This window comes from Salegentibacter salegens, from assembly GCF_900142975.1.
Taxonomy (GTDB): domain Bacteria; phylum Bacteroidota; class Bacteroidia; order Flavobacteriales; family Flavobacteriaceae; genus Salegentibacter; species Salegentibacter salegens.
In genome coordinates, this window is the sequence record NZ_LT670848.1 from 1,442,451 (window position 1) to 1,461,617 (window position 19,167).

Annotated in this window: 16 protein-coding genes and 1 pseudogene; 10 read left to right on the forward strand and 7 right to left on the reverse strand. The window is 36.6% G+C overall.

Going from position 1 to position 19,167, the window contains the following annotated elements; translation table 11 throughout:
- Positions 1–40: 40 nt before the first annotated feature.
- The 3 genes from B5488_RS06555 (at position 41) to B5488_RS06565 (ending at position 4,103) form a co-directional block, all read left to right on the forward strand.
- Positions 41–727, forward strand: coding sequence for an ABC transporter ATP-binding protein (locus B5488_RS06555; protein ID WP_079734531.1), 687 nt, complete (start codon positions 41–43; stop codon positions 725–727).
- Positions 728–730: 3 nt separating this feature from the next.
- Positions 731–3,280 carry an ABC transporter permease gene (locus B5488_RS06560; protein WP_231919811.1) on the forward strand — a complete coding sequence of 850 codons (2,550 nt, stop codon included), beginning with the start codon at positions 731–733 and terminating at the stop codon, positions 3,278–3,280.
- A 229-nt stretch (positions 3,281–3,509) separates the two neighbouring features.
- On the forward strand, positions 3,510–4,103 hold the full coding sequence (locus B5488_RS06565; protein ID WP_079734532.1) for a hypothetical protein: 594 nt from the start codon (positions 3,510–3,512) through the stop codon (positions 4,101–4,103).
- Between the two features lie 19 nt (positions 4,104–4,122).
- On the opposite strand, the gene B5488_RS06570 is transcribed toward B5488_RS06565, so the two are convergent.
- Both B5488_RS06570 and B5488_RS06575 read right to left on the reverse strand, forming a co-directional pair.
- Positions 4,123–5,271: an MFS transporter gene (locus B5488_RS06570; RefSeq protein ID WP_079734533.1), complete on the reverse strand. Its 1,149-nt coding sequence runs from the start codon at positions 5,269–5,271 to the stop codon at positions 4,123–4,125.
- Positions 5,272–5,352: 81 nt separating this feature from the next.
- Positions 5,353–6,735: an MATE family efflux transporter gene (locus B5488_RS06575; RefSeq protein WP_079736548.1), complete on the reverse strand. Its 1,383-nt coding sequence runs from the start codon at positions 6,733–6,735 to the stop codon at positions 5,353–5,355.
- A gap of 196 nt (positions 6,736–6,931) precedes the next feature.
- Between B5488_RS06575 and B5488_RS06580 the strand changes: the two genes are divergently transcribed.
- The 4 genes and pseudogenes from B5488_RS06580 to B5488_RS06595 all read left to right on the forward strand — a co-directional run.
- Complete coding sequence (locus tag B5488_RS06580) at positions 6,932–7,165, forward strand: hypothetical protein (RefSeq protein WP_079734534.1); 234 nt, start codon at positions 6,932–6,934, stop codon at positions 7,163–7,165.
- Positions 7,166–7,186: 21 nt separating this feature from the next.
- Positions 7,187–7,876 (forward strand): aspartate/glutamate racemase family protein, encoded by a 690-nt coding sequence (locus B5488_RS06585; RefSeq protein WP_079734535.1) that lies wholly within the window; start codon positions 7,187–7,189, stop codon positions 7,874–7,876.
- A 63-nt stretch (positions 7,877–7,939) separates the two neighbouring features.
- Entirely contained in the window at positions 7,940–8,341 is a 402-nt protein-coding gene (locus tag B5488_RS06590) for a hypothetical protein (protein WP_079734536.1), read from the forward strand.
- Positions 8,342–8,461: 120 nt separating this feature from the next.
- Positions 8,462–8,692: pseudogene (locus B5488_RS06595) on the forward strand (5' nucleotidase, NT5C type); the annotation flags it as partial.
- Positions 8,693–8,726: 34 nt separating this feature from the next.
- On the opposite strand, the gene B5488_RS06600 reads toward B5488_RS06595, so the two are convergent.
- The 3 genes from B5488_RS06600 to azu form a co-directional block, all read right to left on the reverse strand.
- Entirely contained in the window at positions 8,727–10,478 is a 1,752-nt protein-coding gene (locus B5488_RS06600; protein ID WP_079734538.1) for a restriction endonuclease, read from the reverse strand.
- Between the two features lie 211 nt (positions 10,479–10,689).
- Positions 10,690–12,582 carry a phosphoglycerate dehydrogenase gene (gene serA / locus B5488_RS06605; protein ID WP_079734539.1) on the reverse strand — a complete coding sequence of 631 codons (1,893 nt, stop codon included), beginning with the start codon at positions 12,580–12,582 and terminating at the stop codon, positions 10,690–10,692.
- Positions 12,583–13,003: 421 nt separating this feature from the next.
- Positions 13,004–13,552, reverse strand: coding sequence for an azurin (azu, locus tag B5488_RS06610; RefSeq protein WP_079734540.1), 549 nt, complete (start codon positions 13,550–13,552; stop codon positions 13,004–13,006).
- 175 nt (positions 13,553–13,727) lie between these two features.
- Here azu and B5488_RS06615 point away from each other — a divergent pair, with 175 nt between their 5' ends.
- Positions 13,728–15,875: a M3 family metallopeptidase gene (locus B5488_RS06615; protein WP_079734541.1), complete on the forward strand. Its 2,148-nt coding sequence runs from the start codon at positions 13,728–13,730 to the stop codon at positions 15,873–15,875.
- 78 nt (positions 15,876–15,953) lie between these two features.
- On the opposite strand, the gene B5488_RS06620 is transcribed toward B5488_RS06615, so the two are convergent.
- Both B5488_RS06620 and B5488_RS06625 read right to left on the reverse strand, forming a co-directional pair.
- On the reverse strand, positions 15,954–16,553 hold the full coding sequence (locus B5488_RS06620) for a hypothetical protein (RefSeq protein WP_079734542.1): 600 nt from the start codon (positions 16,551–16,553) through the stop codon (positions 15,954–15,956).
- Positions 16,554–16,805: 252 nt separating this feature from the next.
- The gene (locus B5488_RS06625) at positions 16,806–17,225 is read right to left on the reverse strand and encodes a nucleoside-diphosphate kinase (RefSeq protein ID WP_079734543.1); all 420 of its coding nucleotides are present in this window, start codon (positions 17,223–17,225) and stop codon (positions 16,806–16,808) included.
- Between the two features lie 356 nt (positions 17,226–17,581).
- Between B5488_RS06625 and B5488_RS06630 the strand changes: the two genes are divergently transcribed.
- Together B5488_RS06630 and gldI are read left to right on the forward strand one after the other, a co-directional pair.
- Positions 17,582–18,595, forward strand: coding sequence for a DHH family phosphoesterase (locus B5488_RS06630; protein WP_079734544.1), 1,014 nt, complete (start codon positions 17,582–17,584; stop codon positions 18,593–18,595).
- Positions 18,592–19,152, forward strand: a complete 561-nt coding sequence (gene gldI, locus B5488_RS06635) for a gliding motility-associated peptidyl-prolyl isomerase GldI (protein WP_079734545.1) — start codon at positions 18,592–18,594, stop codon at positions 19,150–19,152. The genes B5488_RS06630 and gldI overlap by 4 nt, the downstream gene beginning before the upstream one ends.
- The last annotated feature ends 15 nt before the right edge of the window (positions 19,153–19,167 follow it).

A 19,167-nucleotide genomic window follows, 5' to 3' on the forward strand; every position in this document is an offset into this window, starting at 1 on the left:
TTTTGTCTTCATTCAAAAAAGAAAATAATCAAGTAATAAGATGGCAAAGATATTAAACGTTCGCAACCTGGAGAAAAGCTATTCCAGCGGTTCTAAAAAACTTAAAGTTCTCCAGGATATTAATTTTGAAGTAGAAGAACAAAAAACCTTTGCTATTGTAGGTCCGTCTGGAAGTGGAAAAACCACGCTACTAGGACTTTGCGCGGGATTAGACAGGCCAGATTCCGGAACTATTGATCTATGCGGAAGCGAACTTAGCACGCTAGATGAAGATGAAAGAGCGCTATTGCGAAATCAACATATTGGATTTGTGTTCCAGGATTTCCAGTTGCTACCTACACTTACTGCTTTAGAAAATGTTGCCGTTCCATTAGAACTTCAGGGGAATAGAGATGCTTCTAAAATAGGAAAAGAATTATTGGAAAAAGTGGGATTGGGAGATCGTATTCATCATTATCCCTCCCAACTCTCGGGAGGAGAGCAACAACGAGTGGCTTTAGCACGTGCTTTTTCTACCCGGCCTTCTGTTTTATTTGCCGATGAACCCACGGGAAATCTTGATGCTGAAACCGGCGAAAAAGTAGAAGAATTACTTTTCGATCTAAATAAAGAAGCAGGCACTACCCTGATTATCGTTACCCACGATACTGAATTAGCAGCAAAAACACAGCATATCCTGAAACTAAAAGGAGGAAAAATTGTTGAAAATCAGGAAACGCAAGTATAAAAGATGAACAACAATAAACCTTCTAAACCCGGTATTAACTGGCTTTTTAAAATGGCCTGGCGTGACGGGAAAGCCAGCGGTAAAAAGTTAACGCTGTTTATGGCTTCTATCGTATTGGGAATTGCCGCGGTAGTTTCAATTCAATCTTTTGGAGAGAATCTAAAGGATAATATCTCTTTACAATCTAAAGCGCTAATGGGCGCAGATTATAAAATAGACAGCGACGATCCTCCCAATGAGCGTGTAATGCAAATTATGGACTCGCTGGGCGGAGCTGAAGCCAGGGAGATCAAATTTGCCTCGATGGCTGCTTTTCCACAAAATGAAGCCACAAAATTAATGCAGGTAAGAGGAATTGAAGGCGGATTTCCTTTTTACGGCGAATTGGAAACTCAGCCGGCAGAAGCTGCAAAAACTTACCAGGAAGATGGTGCGGCTTTGGTTGATGCCACCGTCATGCTTCAGTTAGGGATAAAATCTGGAGATAGTATTAAAATTGGAAAAGTCACCTTGCCTATTGCCGGTGCCCTTAACGGAGTTCCGGGAAGCACGGCTATTTTTAGTTCCGTAGCGCCACCGGTACTTATTCCTTATAGGTTTATTGAAGAATCGGGGCTGGTACAAACCGGAAGCCGAATAGATTACGAATTCTATTTCACAGCCGAGCCTAAAATGGATATGGAAAAACTGGGTGAAGGGCTTGATCCTATCCTTGATGCTGAAGAAGCCGATATAGATACCCACACTTCTACCAGCGACCGGCTGGGAAGGCGTTATGAAAATTTTGGTAAATTCCTTAATCTCGTAGCTTTCATTGCGCTGCTGCTTGGTTGTGTTGGTATTGCGAGCGCCATTCATATTTATATCAAAGAAAAGTTGCGTGCCGTAGCTGTACTAAAATGTTTAGGAGCCAGCAAGAAACAAACTTTTCTTATCTATCTCATCCAGGTTGCATTTATGGGTTTAATTGGCGGCATTATTGGTACTGCCCTCGGTTTAATTCTTCAGCAATTATTTCCCTGGCTTTTAGAAGGCTTGTTACCGGTAGATGTTCAAATCACTTTTTCGCTACAGGTAATTGTAATGGGAATTTTATTAGGAATATTAATGTCAGTTCTATTCGCATTATATCCCTTAATCGGTACACTTTATATCTCCCCTTTACAGGCACTACGGGTAATAAAAGAAGATTCTAAAAAATCCCGAAAAGCAATTATCCTGGTTTCCGCAGGTATTTTTCTTTTCATTTTTCTGTTTTCGCTCTGGCTCTTAGAGGATTGGAAATATTCGCTCTCTTTTGTAGGCGGAATTTTAGTTACTTTTTCAATCCTGGCCGGAATAGCCTATCTATTTATGAGGGCTATTCGTAAGTATTTCCCCCATAGCTGGGGTTTTGTAGCCCGGCAAAGTTTATTGAACCTTTTTAGACCACAAAATCAAACCTTAACGCTGGTACTCGCTATTGGCGTTGGTACTTTCTTAATTAGTACACTCTACTTTAGTAAAGATCTATTATTGGCGCAGGCTTCTATAGAATCCCAGGCCGATAGCCCTAATATGATTCTATTAGATGTGCAATCTGAACAACGGGAAGCCGTAGCTCAAACCATAAAAGCGAATAATTTACCGGTTTTAAGCGATATTCCTATTGTCACTATGCGTGTACAAAATATAGCTGGAAAATCGGTTAACGAAATAAGAAACGACACTACTTCTCAAATTAACGGTTGGGTTTTAGATCACGAATTCAGGGTGACTTATCGCGACTCTATTATTGCTTCAGAATATATTGAAAGTGGAGAATGGACCGCTGAAGGAGGCGATATTAATCCCGTTCCCGTGTCTATAAGCGATAATTTTGCTGAGGATGCTCAAGTTAAAATTGGCGATGAGCTGGTTTTTAACGTGCAGGGAGTTTTGCTCGATGCCGTAGTAGGCAGCGTAAGAACCGTAGATTGGTCGCGAATGCAACTAAATTTCTCCCTGGTTTTTCCTAAAGGAGTTTTAGAAGAAGCACCACAATTTCACGTGTTAACCACTAAAGTGCCAGATGAAAATGCATCGGCAAAATTACAGCAGGAATTGGTTAAACAATTTCCCAATGTTTCTATAATAGATCTTCGGCAGGTTTTAAATGTTATTGAAATGCTCTTAGGCAGAATTTCCTGGATCATTAATTTTATGGCATTTTTCAGTATTCTAACGGGAGTTATCGTGCTACTAGGTGCGATAAGAACCAGTAAATATCAACGAATTCGGGAAAGTGTGCTGCTACGCACTTTGGGTGCCAAAGGCAAACAGATTTTAAATATTACCGCCCTGGAATACATTTACTTAGGGGTATTAGGCGGTCTATCGGGTGTATTACTTTCTCTAATTAGCAGTCAGTTATTGGCATGGTTAGTTTTTGAATCTCCGTTTACACCCTCGCTGGTTCCGTTTTTGGTGGTATTCCCGGGAATTGTCTTACTGGTATTGATTATTGGATTAAGTAATAGTTTAAGCGTAATAAGAAAACCGCCTTTAGAAGTTTTAAGAAAAGAAGTGAGTTAAAATTAGTAACTTTAGAGGAAAGATTTCCAAAAACTATAATTTAGGATAGTTAATGACTTTTAAAATGTGTTCTAGGCTCAAGTTGAATCGTCACCCTGAACTGGTTTCAGGGTCTAAGTTAAATTGAAATACTTTTCATCTTAGATGCTGAAACGAGTTCAGCATGACGTTTACTGTTGCGTGGCAATTTTATTATATTAAAACCATTCTGAATTAAAAATGATATACAATGAAAAATTTACTTCTCACTTTACTTGTCCTTACTTTTAGTTTTAACGGCATAGCGCAGGAAAAATTTATTTCTGAAGAAATTCAGATAACAATGGCAAGTATGGCTGCGCCTGAAGAAAACCGGGACGAAGTTACAGTTTATGGATACGATAAGGACGGAAAAGTGGTTTTGCTAAAGGAAGGTACCAACAACCTGGTTTGCATTGCCGATAACCCTAATATGAGTGGAATTTCAGTGAGTTGTTACAATAAAAAACTCGACGATTTTATGTCCCGCGGCAGGGAATTGAAAGCGGAAGGAAAAGATATGATGGAAACCCGCGCAGTTCGCAAACAGGAAGTAGAAAGCGGAAAACTCAAAATGCCCGATGCACCAAGTATGACCTATATACTTTCTGGAAAAGAAGCGAATTTAAATCGGGAAACCGGGGAGCTGAAAGATGCAAAATTGCGATATGTAATTTATATGCCCTTTGCCACCACCGAAGAAACAGGACTTCCAGATAAACCACATACTCCAGGAATGCCGTGGCTTATGGATCCCGGTACACACCGCGCCCATATTATGATTACTCCTGCAGATAAGGATTAGTGATTTTTATGAAAAAAAGTTATTCCTGAGCATTTTCTTCTTTCTGCTTAAAAAACAGCTGCGAAATAGGAATAAGCATTAAAGCTGAAATAAAAAAGAGAATAAAAGAAACCTGTAGATTGAAAAGATGCGCCAGATATCCAACCAGCGGCGGACCTAAAAGCATCCCTACAATAGCGTAAGTAGTAATAATTGAAATAGCCATTCCCGGGGAATATTTTTTAGAAGAACCTGCCAGAAGAAAGGTCATTGGGATTATTGAGGCTACTCCAATTCCTACCAGGCAAAAACCTATAATTGCCGGCCAGAAATAAGGAAAAACGATCATTATTAAAACACCCAAACATACCAGGGAAGCGCTTATTATATAATTCTTTTCCATTCCTATTCTTTCCACAATTCTATCAGAAAAGAACCGAGAAAGTGCCATAAAAACCATAAAAATCAAATATCCCAATGTAAAGACATCTTCGTTTACCACTTCTTTAAAGTATACTCCGCTCCAATCAAACATCCCGCCTTCGGTAATTGCTGCAAGAAACACAAGGAAACCAAGATACATTGTAGGTTTATCCGGTTTTCCGAAGCGAAGTTTGTTACCCTGGGTAGACCTATCCTTCTTCAGTAGAAAAGAAAAAGCAATTAAAGATAAAATAAGGGTGAAAATAGAAACGGCCGGTAGATGTTGATAAATAGGTATTTCTAATTTTATAAGGATCGTAGAGAAACCTACTCCTAAAAGCCCGCCGGTGCTCCAAAGACCGTGAAAAGATCCAATAATCTTTCTGGGAAATGCTTTTTGTAGGGTTAAGGATTGCGTATTCATCGCAATATTAAAAATTCGCATAGAAAAGGCAAAAGTAAAGATCCCGATGATTAGCAAATAGAGCTCATCGGCTATTCCAATAATGCTAAGGGAAGCTGCCAATAATACGAAAGAAACGATTAGTGGAAACCTGCTTTCAAAGCGGGAAACCAACCAGCCTGAGACCGGCAAACCAATAAGGGAACTCACCGGCATTACCATAAGTAAATTCCCCAGTTCAGCTTCATTTAAATCGAAAGCCATTTTAATAGTAGGAATTCGAGAAGCCCAGGTAGAAAAGCAAAACCCAGATAGAAAAAAGTAGGTGCTTAGTGCAATTCGCTGTTGGTTTTCGGTCTTCATTTTTAAAACTTATGAGAGAATAAAATTGGTATTTATTTTTTATCAGGACAATAATTCAGAAAACTAAATATTTCTAAAAATTTAAAGTTGGCGGTGCCGGTAACGAATAGTCCTTAACTTCCAATAGCCCATTTTATAATAAGTGAAAGCTACAATTGCCGCGATAAGGTTAGAAATTGGAAACGCCCACCAAATTCCTTCAAAAGAAAGATCGGTATTATTAGATAAAATAAAAGCGGTAGGAAATCTCACAATCCAAAGCGCAAATACCGAAATTAACAGCGAAGCCTTGGTAAATCCGGCGCCATTAAAAACTCCATTTAAAACCTGCTGTACCCCGAGCACTCCAAAACTTGGTGCCATAATCTTTATAAATAAAGAGCCGTCCCTAATCACACCGGGATCGTTGGGTACAAAAAATGCGGTAATTGGTTCAGCTAAAAAGAAAAGAATTAAACCAACAGCGGTAAGTCCGAAAAAAGCGATTTTAGCACTTAGATTTCCAATTTTTTCAGCTCGCTTTATTTTTCCGGCTCCAATATTCTGCCCAACTAAAGTAGTTGTTGCAATGGCAAAACCAAGTGCAGGAACTACAATAAGACTTAAAATCCTGCTTCCAATTCCGTAAGCAGCTACTACTTCACTTCCAAAACTGGTTACCAGCATTACCATTACCGTCATGCCGCCGGCGCGTGTAGACATTTCTATACTGGAAGGAATCCCAATATTAAACATACTTCGCGTCCAGCCGAAATCGAATTTCATTCTGCTTAAATTAATTTTTATGCCTTTATTTCCGCGGAAAAGAATTAATAATCCAATAAAAGCCGATAAGCCCTGGGTAATCACGCTGGCTACTGCTGCTCCTGCTACCCCAAAACCAGGAATAGGACCAAAACCGAAAATAAATAAGGGATCTAAAATTAAATTCAGGAAAACTGTGGCCAAAACGATATACATAGGCAGCAGCACATTCCCTATCCCACGCATAAGCGACTGGAAAACGTAGAACATAAACAGGAAAATAAAGCCCAGGGAAGAAACCTTAAAATAACTTACCGAATCACTTAAAATCTCGGGCCCGGCTCCTATGAGTTTCATTAAGGGCTCAGCTGAAAAATAACCAACAACAGCCAGTAAAACCGAAATAAAAAAGATTACGAAAACAGTTTGTGAAGAGCTGTAATTAACCTGATCCTGGTTTTCAGCACCTTTATATTGCGAGACAATTACTGTACCTGCCAGCGTTAAACCGGCTCCCAGCGAAAGAACAAGAAAAAGAATAGGAAAACTAATACTCACCGCCGCTACGGCATTGGCTCCCAGTCTTCCCAGCCAAAACGTATCTATTAATTGGTAGGCTGTTTGCAAAATATTAGCCAGGATTATAGGCCAGGCCAGGTTGGCCAGGGAACTAAAAATCCTGCCTTCAGTATATTTTATCGGCTGCCTTTTTTTACGCAATTTCTTTATTTTTTTAAAAGCCCTTCCTGGTAAGAAAAATCTAATTCCCCTACTCAAACATTATTTTTTCAAAAAGTAATTTGCAAAAGTAAGAAACAAGCCCTGTTTTTCTCAAGTAAATTAGCCTAAACTGATTTTCCTCATAAAATTTCCCGGCTTCCGACTTTAAATTTGTGGTAATTAAAAACTAAAAGTTATGAAAGCTACTATGTTATTGGAAGAACTTAATGTTGGTAATTGCATAGCATACATTACCAGGGAACTTTCTAAAATTAAAGATATCTGTGATATTTATCCAGATTCGGAAGCGTCTAAAATCACATTTACCTATAATTCAGAATTTGCGGCTCTTGAAGCTGTGGAGGTTTTAAGTTCATTTCGAAATAAAGAAAAAGAAGAAGAATTTAACGAAACCCTTAAAATTGCATAATTTAGTGGAAAACTATAATTTATGAATTTACTGGGAATGATTGGTGGTACCTCGTGGCACTCTACCATAGAATATTACCGACTATTAAATGAGCTTGTAGGCGAAGAAATTGGGAAGCAACAAAATCCGCCGCTACTTTTATACAGCCTCAACGTAAAGTTGATGCGTGAAAACGATCCCGAAAAAATTAAAAATTCATATTTAGAAATTGCTCAAAAACTGGAAAATGCAGGTGCCAGGGCGATAATAATTTGCGCGAATACACCACATTTGGTGTATGATTTTGTGCAACCCAAAATCGATATTCCTATACTTCATATTGCCGATGCAATTGCGAAAGAAGCGAAACAGAAAGGTTTTAAAAAGCTTGGTCTCCTAGGAACAAAACCCACCATGAAAGGCAGTTTCCTGCATGGAAGATTAGCGGAAAAACATCAGATTGAAACTTTAGTTCCCGCGCAAGAACATATTGATGAAACCCACAGGTTTATTTCTGAGGAACTTACACAGGGAAAATTTACCGATGCCGCCAAAGACTTCTATTTAGAGCAAATGCAACTATTAAAAGATCGCGGTGCCGAAGCGATAATTTTAGGCTGTACTGAACTCCCAATGCTTATTAAAGAAAAAGATACTAAAATTCCGATTTTAGATACTACACAGCTACATGCGCAACTGGCTACTGAATTTATTTTGAAAGGAAACAACTAATCTTTCCAGCGTTTCACGCAACCTTTTTAAGACTTTTGCGTCTTATAAGAAAAGAGCCTTATTATGCTACATAGATTTATTTTACTCATCGGAATCATTTTATTCACTTTTTCCTGCGGAAAAGAGGATGAAACAGAATGCAACGGAATTTGTACCGAAGAGTTTAGAAGTATTAATATTGAAATAGCAAACGCTGAAGAGAACCCGGTAGTTTTAGATAGTATTGCGCTCACCGATATTACCAACAATCGCGAAATTGACCTCAATTCTACAGAAAATGCTGGAAATGGTTTTTATTCCATTTTCAATGATAATTTAGTCCCTGAATATAAAAATGAAGAAATAAATCTTCTTTTTAAAGGATTTCAGGAGGGAAATTTAATACTGGAACAGGAATATAAAGTGGGTGCAGATTGCTGCCACGTATACCATATCTCAGGACCTTTGAAAATTCAGTTAGATTAAAATCCGACTTTTCTAAAAATCTTTTACTGAAATATTCCAGCCATAGTTCTGGATCCTTAAAAATAGTTATAATCAAGAAACTCGGGGCAAGCCCACAAGGAATGAGTCGAAAAAAGAGTTTGGTTAAGTGAACATTTCCCTTTTATCCATTGGAAAAATATTATTTTTTGTGGCGATAAAAGTATTATTGACACCGATATAATGATAGACGATCATCTTAAAAACCTTGATTATTTTAAAGGAGAAACCATTATGTTTCGTGCATTCCATAACGTGAATTTAGACAATCTCACTCGGGCTAAAAATTGGCAGGAAGTTTTAGAATTTCTAGAATCTTCAGAGAGGTTTTGATAAATATTTTTTTACAAATAGTAAATTATTGTGATTACTTAGCAGCTTCTTTAGCTTCCTTCAAGTCTATTTTTACATTATAACCGTGCTTTTCCATTAAATACAAAAGATTACTACCGTTAATAAGACTCAAAGGTTTATCTTTTGCAAAGTTATAAGCTTCAGGTCCGTAATTAGATGTTGTTACTATTATTCCTTTTGAGGCACCTTCATTCATTGTAGTTCCCCACAGATCCCTAATAGCACTTACACCCACAGTATTTGTATACCGCTTCGCTTGAATAACAATTTTACCACCCATAATAGGATCCGGATTAAATGCGATAGCATCTACGCCTCCATCTCTACTCGATTGTGTGACTTTTACCTCCCCACCATTTGAGCTAAATTCCTTATGAAATAATTCCCTTATTAAGTGTTCAAAATCTTCCCAGTCCATAGAGGCTAAATTATCTCCTTCCTGAATATTTCCTGAAATATCTTTAGAATCAATAAATCGTTTATCAGTTTTATTGATATTTTGAATCGGTTTAATAGCAATATGGTTGTGAATTTTTGGACTTGCTATTCCTTTTAATCCTTTGAAACAAAGTTTGGGCTTTACTTGATATAGATCTATTTTCAAAAATTCTTCCCGAGATACATGAATAGAAGTAATACAGCAGTTTGTTTTTTGTCCTTTTGCTTTATCTACCGTTGTTACCCAACCATTAAAAGTTATATAATCCACAGCATTTATTACATCAGCTTCAAAAAGTTCGTGGAGAGATCTTATTACTATTTGGTAAATAATAGTATCATATAATTTTAATTTTTTAGTGTTAGATAGATGAACTTCCTTAAGTTCGTCCCTGGAAGCTATATATTTAATTTCCGTAAGTGTAGGAATATCCTCGATATCAGGTAAGTAATATTCAACTACTAGCGTGCTGGAATGTGCTAAATATTCTAATTCGAAATCTTTTGGGAAATTGAAATTTGAATAATCTGAATTGTTCAATACAATTTCAAAATATTCATTTATAGCATTTGGATCTCTTTGTAAAAATTGATTTTTTAGTTCATCTATAGATTGATTATTTCGGTCTTGCGCTTTATAAAATTCTTTTTTTCTATTTTTAAAAGCCGCAACATCATTTTCCCATTTTTTAACTTCTTTTTGGTAATTATCTAATTCTGACTGATACCTACGATTAATAATACTATTATAGTAGACAATATCATCATTCTCCGAATTCCATTTCTCTAAAGCCAAATCAAATTTATCTTTGGCTTCTTGAACTTTTTTCTTCCTATAAGAAGAAACTAATTTATCTAGAATAGAAAGTTTTGGTTCATAAAATCTTTTTAAAGGAGGATCTATTTTTGACTTATATTCTGATTCAATAGGTTTTGTTGGCTCCTCTGGTTTGGGTGGTAGTTGCTCATCAAAATTTGAAAAGTCTTTCAAAGAATTCCAATTAACAGCATCATCAATCTCGAGAGTATGATGAAGAATAGATTCTAAGCCTTCCTGAATTTCTCTTGCCTCCTTCGTCAACCTAGAAGCGCTTACTTTGCTCTTCTCTTTAGCTTCTTTATCTAATTTCCTGGAGTATTGTTGATCCCAGGTATCAAATTGGAGTTTTACTTTACTATTTAAAATATAAGAAGATGAATCTTTTAATGTTCTGAATTTATGAAGACCTAAATGTACTATTTCCGCTACATAACGAACTTCATAACTTCTAGTAAACTCTTCATAATAATCTTCGGAATGTAAATAACCAAATTTGTTTGGTGCCATATTTTAATTTTAATGAAAAATTGCAATGAATATAAAAGAAATAGTAGGGCACTTCTCGATTTATTAAAAATAGAAAAATATTATGGTTTTATTTCAAAAGGTTTAAATCTTAAGTGATTATATACTACGTATTAAAACAAAAATCCCGAAACTTATTTTCTTCCATTTAAAGAAATAAGTCCCGGGATATATTTTTCAGAAAAAATATTTTCTAATATAAAACTCTAAAACGTATTGTTCCTTTTAAGCCTTTTAGGTCTTTGATTACTTTTTTATCGTATTTCTTATCAATATCGGTAATTACATAACCAATGGTTTCATTGGTTTTTAAATACTGGCCTTCTATATTAATATCGTGCGCGGCAAGGATTCTGTTGATCTCTGCCAGAATTCCGGGCCTGTTTTCGTGAATATGAATAAGCCTATGCGCATTTTGAAGCACCGGTAATTGTAAATTCGGGAAGTTAACCGAGTTGGTGGTGCTTCCGGTATTTATATATTCTATAATTTTTCCAGGAACAAAATTCCCGATATTTTCCTGGGCTTCCAGTGTGCTTCCGCCAATATGCGGAGTTAAAATCACATTTGGTAAATTCCTTAATTCAGAAATAAATTCTTCGTTATTGGTTTTCGGCTCCTGTGGATAAACATCTATTCCCGCACCCATTATTTTACCAGATTCTATATTCTTTTTCAGCGCTTTTATATCTACTACGTGGCCCCGGCTTAAATTAAGGAAGATCATGTTATCCTTCATATAACCAAATTCCTTTTCACCAATAATATTTTTATTTTCTTTTCTTCCGTCTACGTGAAGGGTAACAATATCTACCGTTTCCAGAAGTTCTTTAAGGGAATTGCATTTAGTAACATTTCCCATTGGTAATTTTTCTTCAACATCGTAATAATAAACATCAAAACCAACAGATTCTGCTACTACCGAAAGTTGTGCACCAATATTACCATAACCAATAATCCCAAGTTTTTTACTCCTGGTTTCAAAACTATTTGTGGCAGATTTTTCCCATTTCCCTTCGTGCATTAATCGCATTTTATCGGGTAGGTTACGCATCAATAAAATTATCTCACCAATAGCCAGTTCAACCACAGATCTCGTGTTACTATAAGGAGCATTAAAAACTGCAACTCCTTTCTTTAAACAAGCCTGCAGGTCTATTTGGTTGGTTCCTATACAAAAAGCACCCACAGCAATTAAGCGGTTGGCATTTTCCAGTACTTTTTCGGTTAAATGCGTTTTAGACCGAATTCCAATTACCGATACATCTTTAATTTTTTCGCAAAGTTCATCTTCATCCATTGCGCCGGGATGTACAGTTACATTATACCCTTCTTTTTTCATAATGTCTACCGCGTCCTGGTGTACATTTTCAAGAAGAAGTACGTTAATTCTATTTTTTGGGTAAGAGATTGCTTTGTTCATATTGTGTACAAATAAAAATTCGTCTAAACTTGGTGTAATATGGTCTGCCTTTTCAAGAATATTTGCCCTTTCTACATTTTCGGTAAAGGCATAAAACTTATTAGCGAGTCCGGCGGCTTTTATTTCATAATCGGTATAACCATCGCCAATTACGTAAACATCGCCTTTTAATTTTAAGCTTTTTAGTTGTTCTACTTTTCCATTATTGGAAGAAAGCACGTTGTTTTTATCAAAACCAACAATACTACCATCTTCACCAAACTCAAAAGTATTGGCAAAAACATTTTCGGGTTTAACCCCGTAAGGTTCTACAATAGGAACTATAAATTCCTTAAAACCATTAGAAACAATATAGATATTTTCATGATAATCGTTAAAGAATTCCCGGTTTCTAACAAATGAGGAAGAGACCCGCTCACTTAAATTTTCTACCAATTTTGGCAAATCACTTTTATTAGCTTTTAAAAGTTTAATTCGTTCTACCAGGGAGTCTCTAAAAGAAATCTCTCCCTTCATTCCTTTATCGGTTAAAGCTTCTACCTCATCAAGGTTCTTTTGCTTATCGGGATCGTTGGCCAGGGAAATTTCTCCTAAAACATCCAGGGCTTCTACCTGGGTAAATGTGCTATCAAAATCAATTACAAAGTGCTTGTTCTCACTCATAGTTAAGGTACTCTAAAATGAAGCCTAAAACTACTATTTTTAGCAATCTTAGCGTACCAATTTCAGTAAAAATACGCGATCAAAATTTTGGTTATGGCAATATTTTCCACAATTCATAAAATGAGAGGCTATAAAATATGGAGCTCATAAAAACCCCCTGAAATTAGAAGTTAAAAATGAAATTTCTTCGGTTTTTCAAATAAAAAATCTTTCAGAAGAACTAAAAATAGCCTTCCCCATAGAAAAGGCTATCTAAAACAAAAATGCCTTTACGAAACGGAATTTTCCGTAGTAAAGGCATTTTCAACAAACTACCTCGAAGCAAGCTCACGAGGAATTGATAGTAAAAAATTATTTAAATTTCGAGGCAAGCCCCGGAGAATTTAAATCTCGATTATAGAGTAATATTATAAAAGTTCTATTATTCTACAATAAATTTACCTTTCATCACAGAATAGTGACCCGGGAAGCTACAAATGAAGTCATATTCACCAGCTTCAGGAGCTTCAAATTCTATGGTTACTTCTTCTCCGCCACCAATCATTTTAGTGTGGGTAATCACCGCATCGGTTCCTTCAGGAATATAATCGTTATCCTTAGCCTGAACAGCTTTTTGTCCAAATTCATTAATTACGGTCCCTTTGGTTAATAATACCCAGTTATGGCCCATCACGGTTTTTTCCATCTCACCAACGTGTTTTAAAGTAAGTCTAACGGTTTGTCCCGCTTTTACTCTAATTTCGTCTTTATTAAAACGCATTTGGTCGTTTCCTTCAATAGTAACCTGAACCACGTCTTCATCTGAAGCGCTCATTTCTGAAGCAGATTTATCTGTAGCGGCTTCAGTTTGAGATTGTGGGCTGGTACCATCACCAATAGTAATTTTATCTTCTTTTTCTTCTTTTTTATCTCCGCAGGCAATCATTGCTACGGCTCCTAAAATCAAAACAGTTTTACTTAAAAATTTCATATTGACTTATTTATAGTTTGTAATTAGTTATTTACGCTATCAAAGATAAATTAATTTTAATTGTTAACGTATTTCAGCTTAAATTTTTAATAAGCTAGAGAAAATCTAAAAGTTCTATAGACGCCAATTTTCCCAAAATCACTACCTTCATAGATTGAAAACAAAACCACACAAAATGAAAAAAGAAATTATAAAAAGCCTGGGGATTTTTGCGCTGGTCGCAGGATTTCAAGCCAATGCCCAGGAACAAAACGATGAAATGAAAAATATGGATAATATTTTACTTGCTGAATGGAACGGACCGTATGCAGGAGTTCCCGCTTTTCACAAAATGGAAGTAGACCTTATAAAACCGGCAGTGCTTACAGCGATGGAAAAACATCTGGCTGAAATTGATAAAATTACCGCTAATCCAGAACCGGCAACTTTTGAGAATACTATTGTGCCTTTTGAAGATTCCGGCGATCTTCTAAACCGGGTTTTTACATATTACGGCATTTTTAGCAGCAATATTTCCAGTCCTGAATTTAGAGAAATTCAAGGAGAACTTTCTCCTGAAATCTCTGCCTACAGTTCTAAAATCTCACAGAATTCTAAGCTTTTTGAAAGGATTAAAACAGTTTATAAAAATTCAGAAGAAAATCCGTTATCGGCACCCGAACAACGTGTAATTGATCTTATTTATGAGGAATTTGCGATGGAAGGTGCGAATCTAAACGAAAAAGATAAAAAGCGTTACGCTAAAATAAACAGTGAACTTTCTGAATTATATACCAAATTCTCTAATAATGTTCTTGCGGAAGAAGAAAACTATATTGTTTATTTAACCGAAGAGCAACTTAGTGGTCTTCCGGAGTCTTATGTGAAAGCTGCAGCCAGCACGGCTGAAGCTAATGGTGAAACCGGCAAGTATGCCGTAACCAACACGCGTTCTTCCATGGATCCTTTTTTAACTTATTCTGATGAACGCGAACTTCGCGAAAAAGTTTGGAAAAATTACTATTCCCGGGGCGATAACGATGATGAGTTTGATAATAACGAAGTGATTAAAAAGATCCTAAAACTACGAGATGAACGTGTAGAATTACTGGGGTACGATAATTTTGCCCAATGGCGCTTACAAAACCGAATGGCAAAAAATCCAGAAAATGCCATGGAACTTATGGAAGCCGTTTGGCCAGCCGCACTTGCCCGAGTTGAAGAAGAAGTAGAAGATATGCAAGCCGTAGCCGATGGTGAAGGCGCTAATATTGAAATTAAGCCGTGGGATTATCGCTATTATGCCGAAAAAGTAAGAAAAGAAAAATACGATTTGGATAGTGAAGAAGTAAAGCAATATTTAGAACTGGGCAACTTAACCGATGCGCTTTTCTATACCGCCGGTAAACTTTTTAATTTTGATTTTAAACCGGTAGAAGAAGGCAGCGTTCCTGTTTTTCATGAAGACGTAAACGTTTGGGAAGTACAGGATAAAGATACCGGAGAACTTATTGGGCTTTGGTATTTAGATCCTTTTGCACGCCAGGGAAAACGTTCCGGTGCCTGGGCAACGACTTACAGAAGCTATTCTGAACTGGAAGGAGCCAAACCCGTATTGGCTTCCAACAATTCTAACTTTATAAAACCCGCACCGGGAGAACCTGTTTTAGTTTCCTGGGACGATGCTGAAACATTTTTCCACGAATTTGGTCACGCCTTACACTTTTTAGCGGCAGATATTAAATATCCAACCCTAAACAGCGGTGTTCGTGATTATACCGAATTCCAATCTCAATTACTTGAGCGTTGGTTATCTACAGATGAGGTGATAAACCGCTTTCTGAAACATCATGAAACCGGGGAAGTAATTCCAGATGAATTAGTAGCTAAAATTAAAAAAGCAGCTACTTTTAACCAGGGATTTGCGACGACCGAGTTTTTAGCTTCGGCTTTAATGGATATGAAATATCACACCACAGATCCCGATAAAATTGAACCCAGAACGTTTGAAAAAGAAACTTTGGATGAACTTGGAATGCCAGATGAAATTGTGATGCGCCACCGTTCTCCACATTTTGGGCACGTATTTTCAGGTGAAGGTTATGCAACCGGCTACTATGGTTATTTATGGGCCGATGTATTAACCTCTGACGCGGCGGAAGCCTTTGCTGAATCTCCCGGCGGATTCTACGATGAGAATATGGCAGAAAGACTGGTGAAATATCTTTTTGCGCCAAGAAACGCGATGGACCCCGCTGAAGCCTATCGGAAATTTAGAGGCCGTGATGCTGAAATTGATGCGCTAATGCGTGACCGTGGCTTCCCGGTACCTGAAGAAAAATAAAATAATCCAATATAAATTTTACAAAACCTGCCTGGAATATTTCTTTAAGGCAGGTTTTTTATTTAACTCCATTTCAAATTAATCAATTGCTTTAGCTACTAGTTTTTCGGGACCTGCCATAAAACCATATAAGTGTATTTTATCTTCAGTGATTTTCTCAATGGGTACAGCTGTAATGGGATTACCATGGCGATGAATTACCAAAAAGAAGGTATCATCAATTTTCTTTAAAAAAGACTCCATTATTTTTCCATCAGTGTGATCCTGAAAGTCTATGATAAAGTTTTTTCCACCACGAACTAAATCGTATTTTATCTTTCTAATCTCTTCAAGCCTCCCGTTGGTCTCGGTAGGGATTAAACGTATATAATCTATAGGTTGTTCCAATCTTTCTGAAGAAATACTTAATCGGTTAGGATTTTTAAAACTGAAATCGGCAAAGGCGAGCGTATCTATTTTCAACTTGTTTCCTTCAGTTTGATAAGCAGTTTTAGTGACAAACTGATCAAAATTATAATGGGATAAGGAATCTTCACTCACTTCCATCAAATATATCCCGGGAAAACCACCAAAACTTTTATTTCCGGAAACAATCCACTTCCCTTCTAATTCCTGTGCGGTAACTGAGATGCTTAACAACAAAACAAAAACGACCAAATAGCTATCAATAAATTTCATACTTCCAACTTTTAAATTTGAACAATAATTTAAAGATAAGCTGGCTAAAAACCTTATTTATTCGATAGCGTTCTTATTATTTAGATGAAAAACGGAATTTTAAGTGTTTGTAGGAGAACATATTAAACTTGTAGCCATAAAATAAAAAGAGACTATATGAAAAATTTTGAAAATCGTCAAGCTGAAACGAGTTCAGCTTGACGAGATCAGACTTTTCAGACAGCCTCTTTTATATTACTTAAAAAGTTATGCTTAGAACATCTCTCTACCAGAAAAATGGAAACCAGCTTCAATCTGTGCGTTTTCGTCGCTATCACTTCCGTGAACGGCGTTTTCACCAACAGATTTTGCATATTTTTTTCTAATAGTTCCTTCAGCAGCATCTTCTGGATTTGTTGCTCCAATTAAAGCTCTAAAGTCGTCTACCGCGTTATCCTTTTCTAACACAGCCGATACGATTGGTCCACGAGTCATAAACTCTACCAACTCTCCAAAGAAAGGACGTTCGTTATGCACTGCATAAAATTCTTCAGCATCAGCGGTAGTCATTTGAGTCATTTTCAAAGCTACAATTCTGAAACCTGAAGCGGTAATTTGTTCTAATATTCCACCAACATTCCCTGCTTCAACAGCATCGGGCTTTATCATAGTGAATGTTCTTTTTCCTGCCATCTTATGGTTTTTTAAATTTTGGCAAAAATAATTAAATAAGCTGCAAATACAAGTGCTTTAAAGTTTTATATGGATTTAGCCCTCAGGCAGCTGCATTTTCAAAGTCTAAATAGAAAAAAGCTTAAAAAGAGCGATAAAATTATCTTCATTTTTTGTTGATTTGTTGAATACAAAAATCCAGATTGGTTTTTTAAGCTGGTATTAATAAATTGTACCTTTACTGCATACTCGTAGCGAGGTATAACATGACAACCTTGGGATTTTCACTAAGGAAAATGAGATTTGGAACCTTAGATGTTTCATTTTTTTCAACTTAATACCTTGAGAATTTATCTTGGGGTGTTTTATATTAAGATATGATAGAACAAGCAATTTTAGAGATCACTGCCGAACTTTCCCAGGCCAAAAATATAGTTATCGTACCACATAAAGGCCCCGATGGCGATGCCATAGGTTCATCTTTAGGACTTATGCATTTTTTAAGAGACAAAGGGCATAAGGTAAATGTGATAGCCCCTAATGATTACCCGAGATTTCTAAAATGGCTACCGGGAAATGACGACGTTATTATCTATGAAAAAGAGAAAACCAATGCCGAAAATCTTATAAATAATGCCGATCTGGTTTTTGCGCTGGATTTTAATCATTTAGACCGTTCGGGCGATATGCAGGAGATTTTAACAGCTTCTGAAGCGGTTTTTATTATGATAGACCATCATCGGGAACCATCAGACTTTGCTAATTATACGTATAGCGATGCCGAAATGAGTTCTACCTGCGAAATGGTATATCATTTTATAGAAAAACTACGTGCCGTACCTAAAATCACTCCCGAAATCGCAACCTGTCTCTACGTAGGGATTATGACCGATACGGGATCTTTTAGGTTTAGTGCCACAAGTGCCGAAACCCACCGCGTGATTGCCGATCTAATTGATAAAGGAGCGGTTAATCACAAAATTCATAATAATGTTTTTGATACATTTAATGAAGACCGGCTTCAGCTTTTAGGTACCGCCCTGCAAAACCTGCGTGTAAAACCTCAATTTAAAACCGCCTACATTAGTATAACACAGGAAGAACTGGATAAACATAATTTTCAAAAAGGAGATACCGAAGGTTTTGTAAATTACGGCCTGGCAATAGAAAATGTGGTTTTTGCCGTTATTTTTATAGAAAATAAACAGGAAGGAATTATTAAAATTTCGTTTAGATCTAAAGGTGATTTTAATGTGAATGAATTTGCGAGGGCTCATTTTGAAGGCGGCGGCCATAATAATGCAGCCGGAGGAAAAAGTGAACTTTCTATGGAAAACACCATCGCGAAATTCAATACAATTCTTCCAGATTATAAGGAATTGCAACAATGAATAAATATTTAATCTTTATAGCAATACTTGCTTTTGGAGCCTGCAAATCTCCCGAAGCTCGTTACCCTGTGACCCAGAAATCGGGTTCTCACATTAGTGAATCTATCGCTAAAAACCAGGCATTACTGGAAAAAGAAATGCAACTTATTGAAGCTGTTATAAACCAGGATTCCACGAGAGAATATCAGTCGTCTCAAGATGGCTTTTGGTACACTTACAATAAAAAAAGTGACGATACCACTAACACTATTACCCCCGAATTTGGTGATATTGTAGAATTCGATTATAGTATTTCTACCTTAAACGATGAAGCAATTTATGCTGAAGGAGAAAAAGCCACCAGAACTTATGCCGTAGATCAGGAAAAACTTTTTAGCGGTTTAAGACAGGGCTTAAAATTAATGAAAGAAGGAGAAACGGTAACATTTTTATTTCCTTCGTATAAAGCTTTTGGATATTATGGTGATAAAAATAAAATAGGCACTAACTGGCCTATAAAAACAAAAGTCACATTAAATGATATCAAAGAAAAAGAAGAAATACAAAATCAAGAATAAGTAAACCCAGGGCTA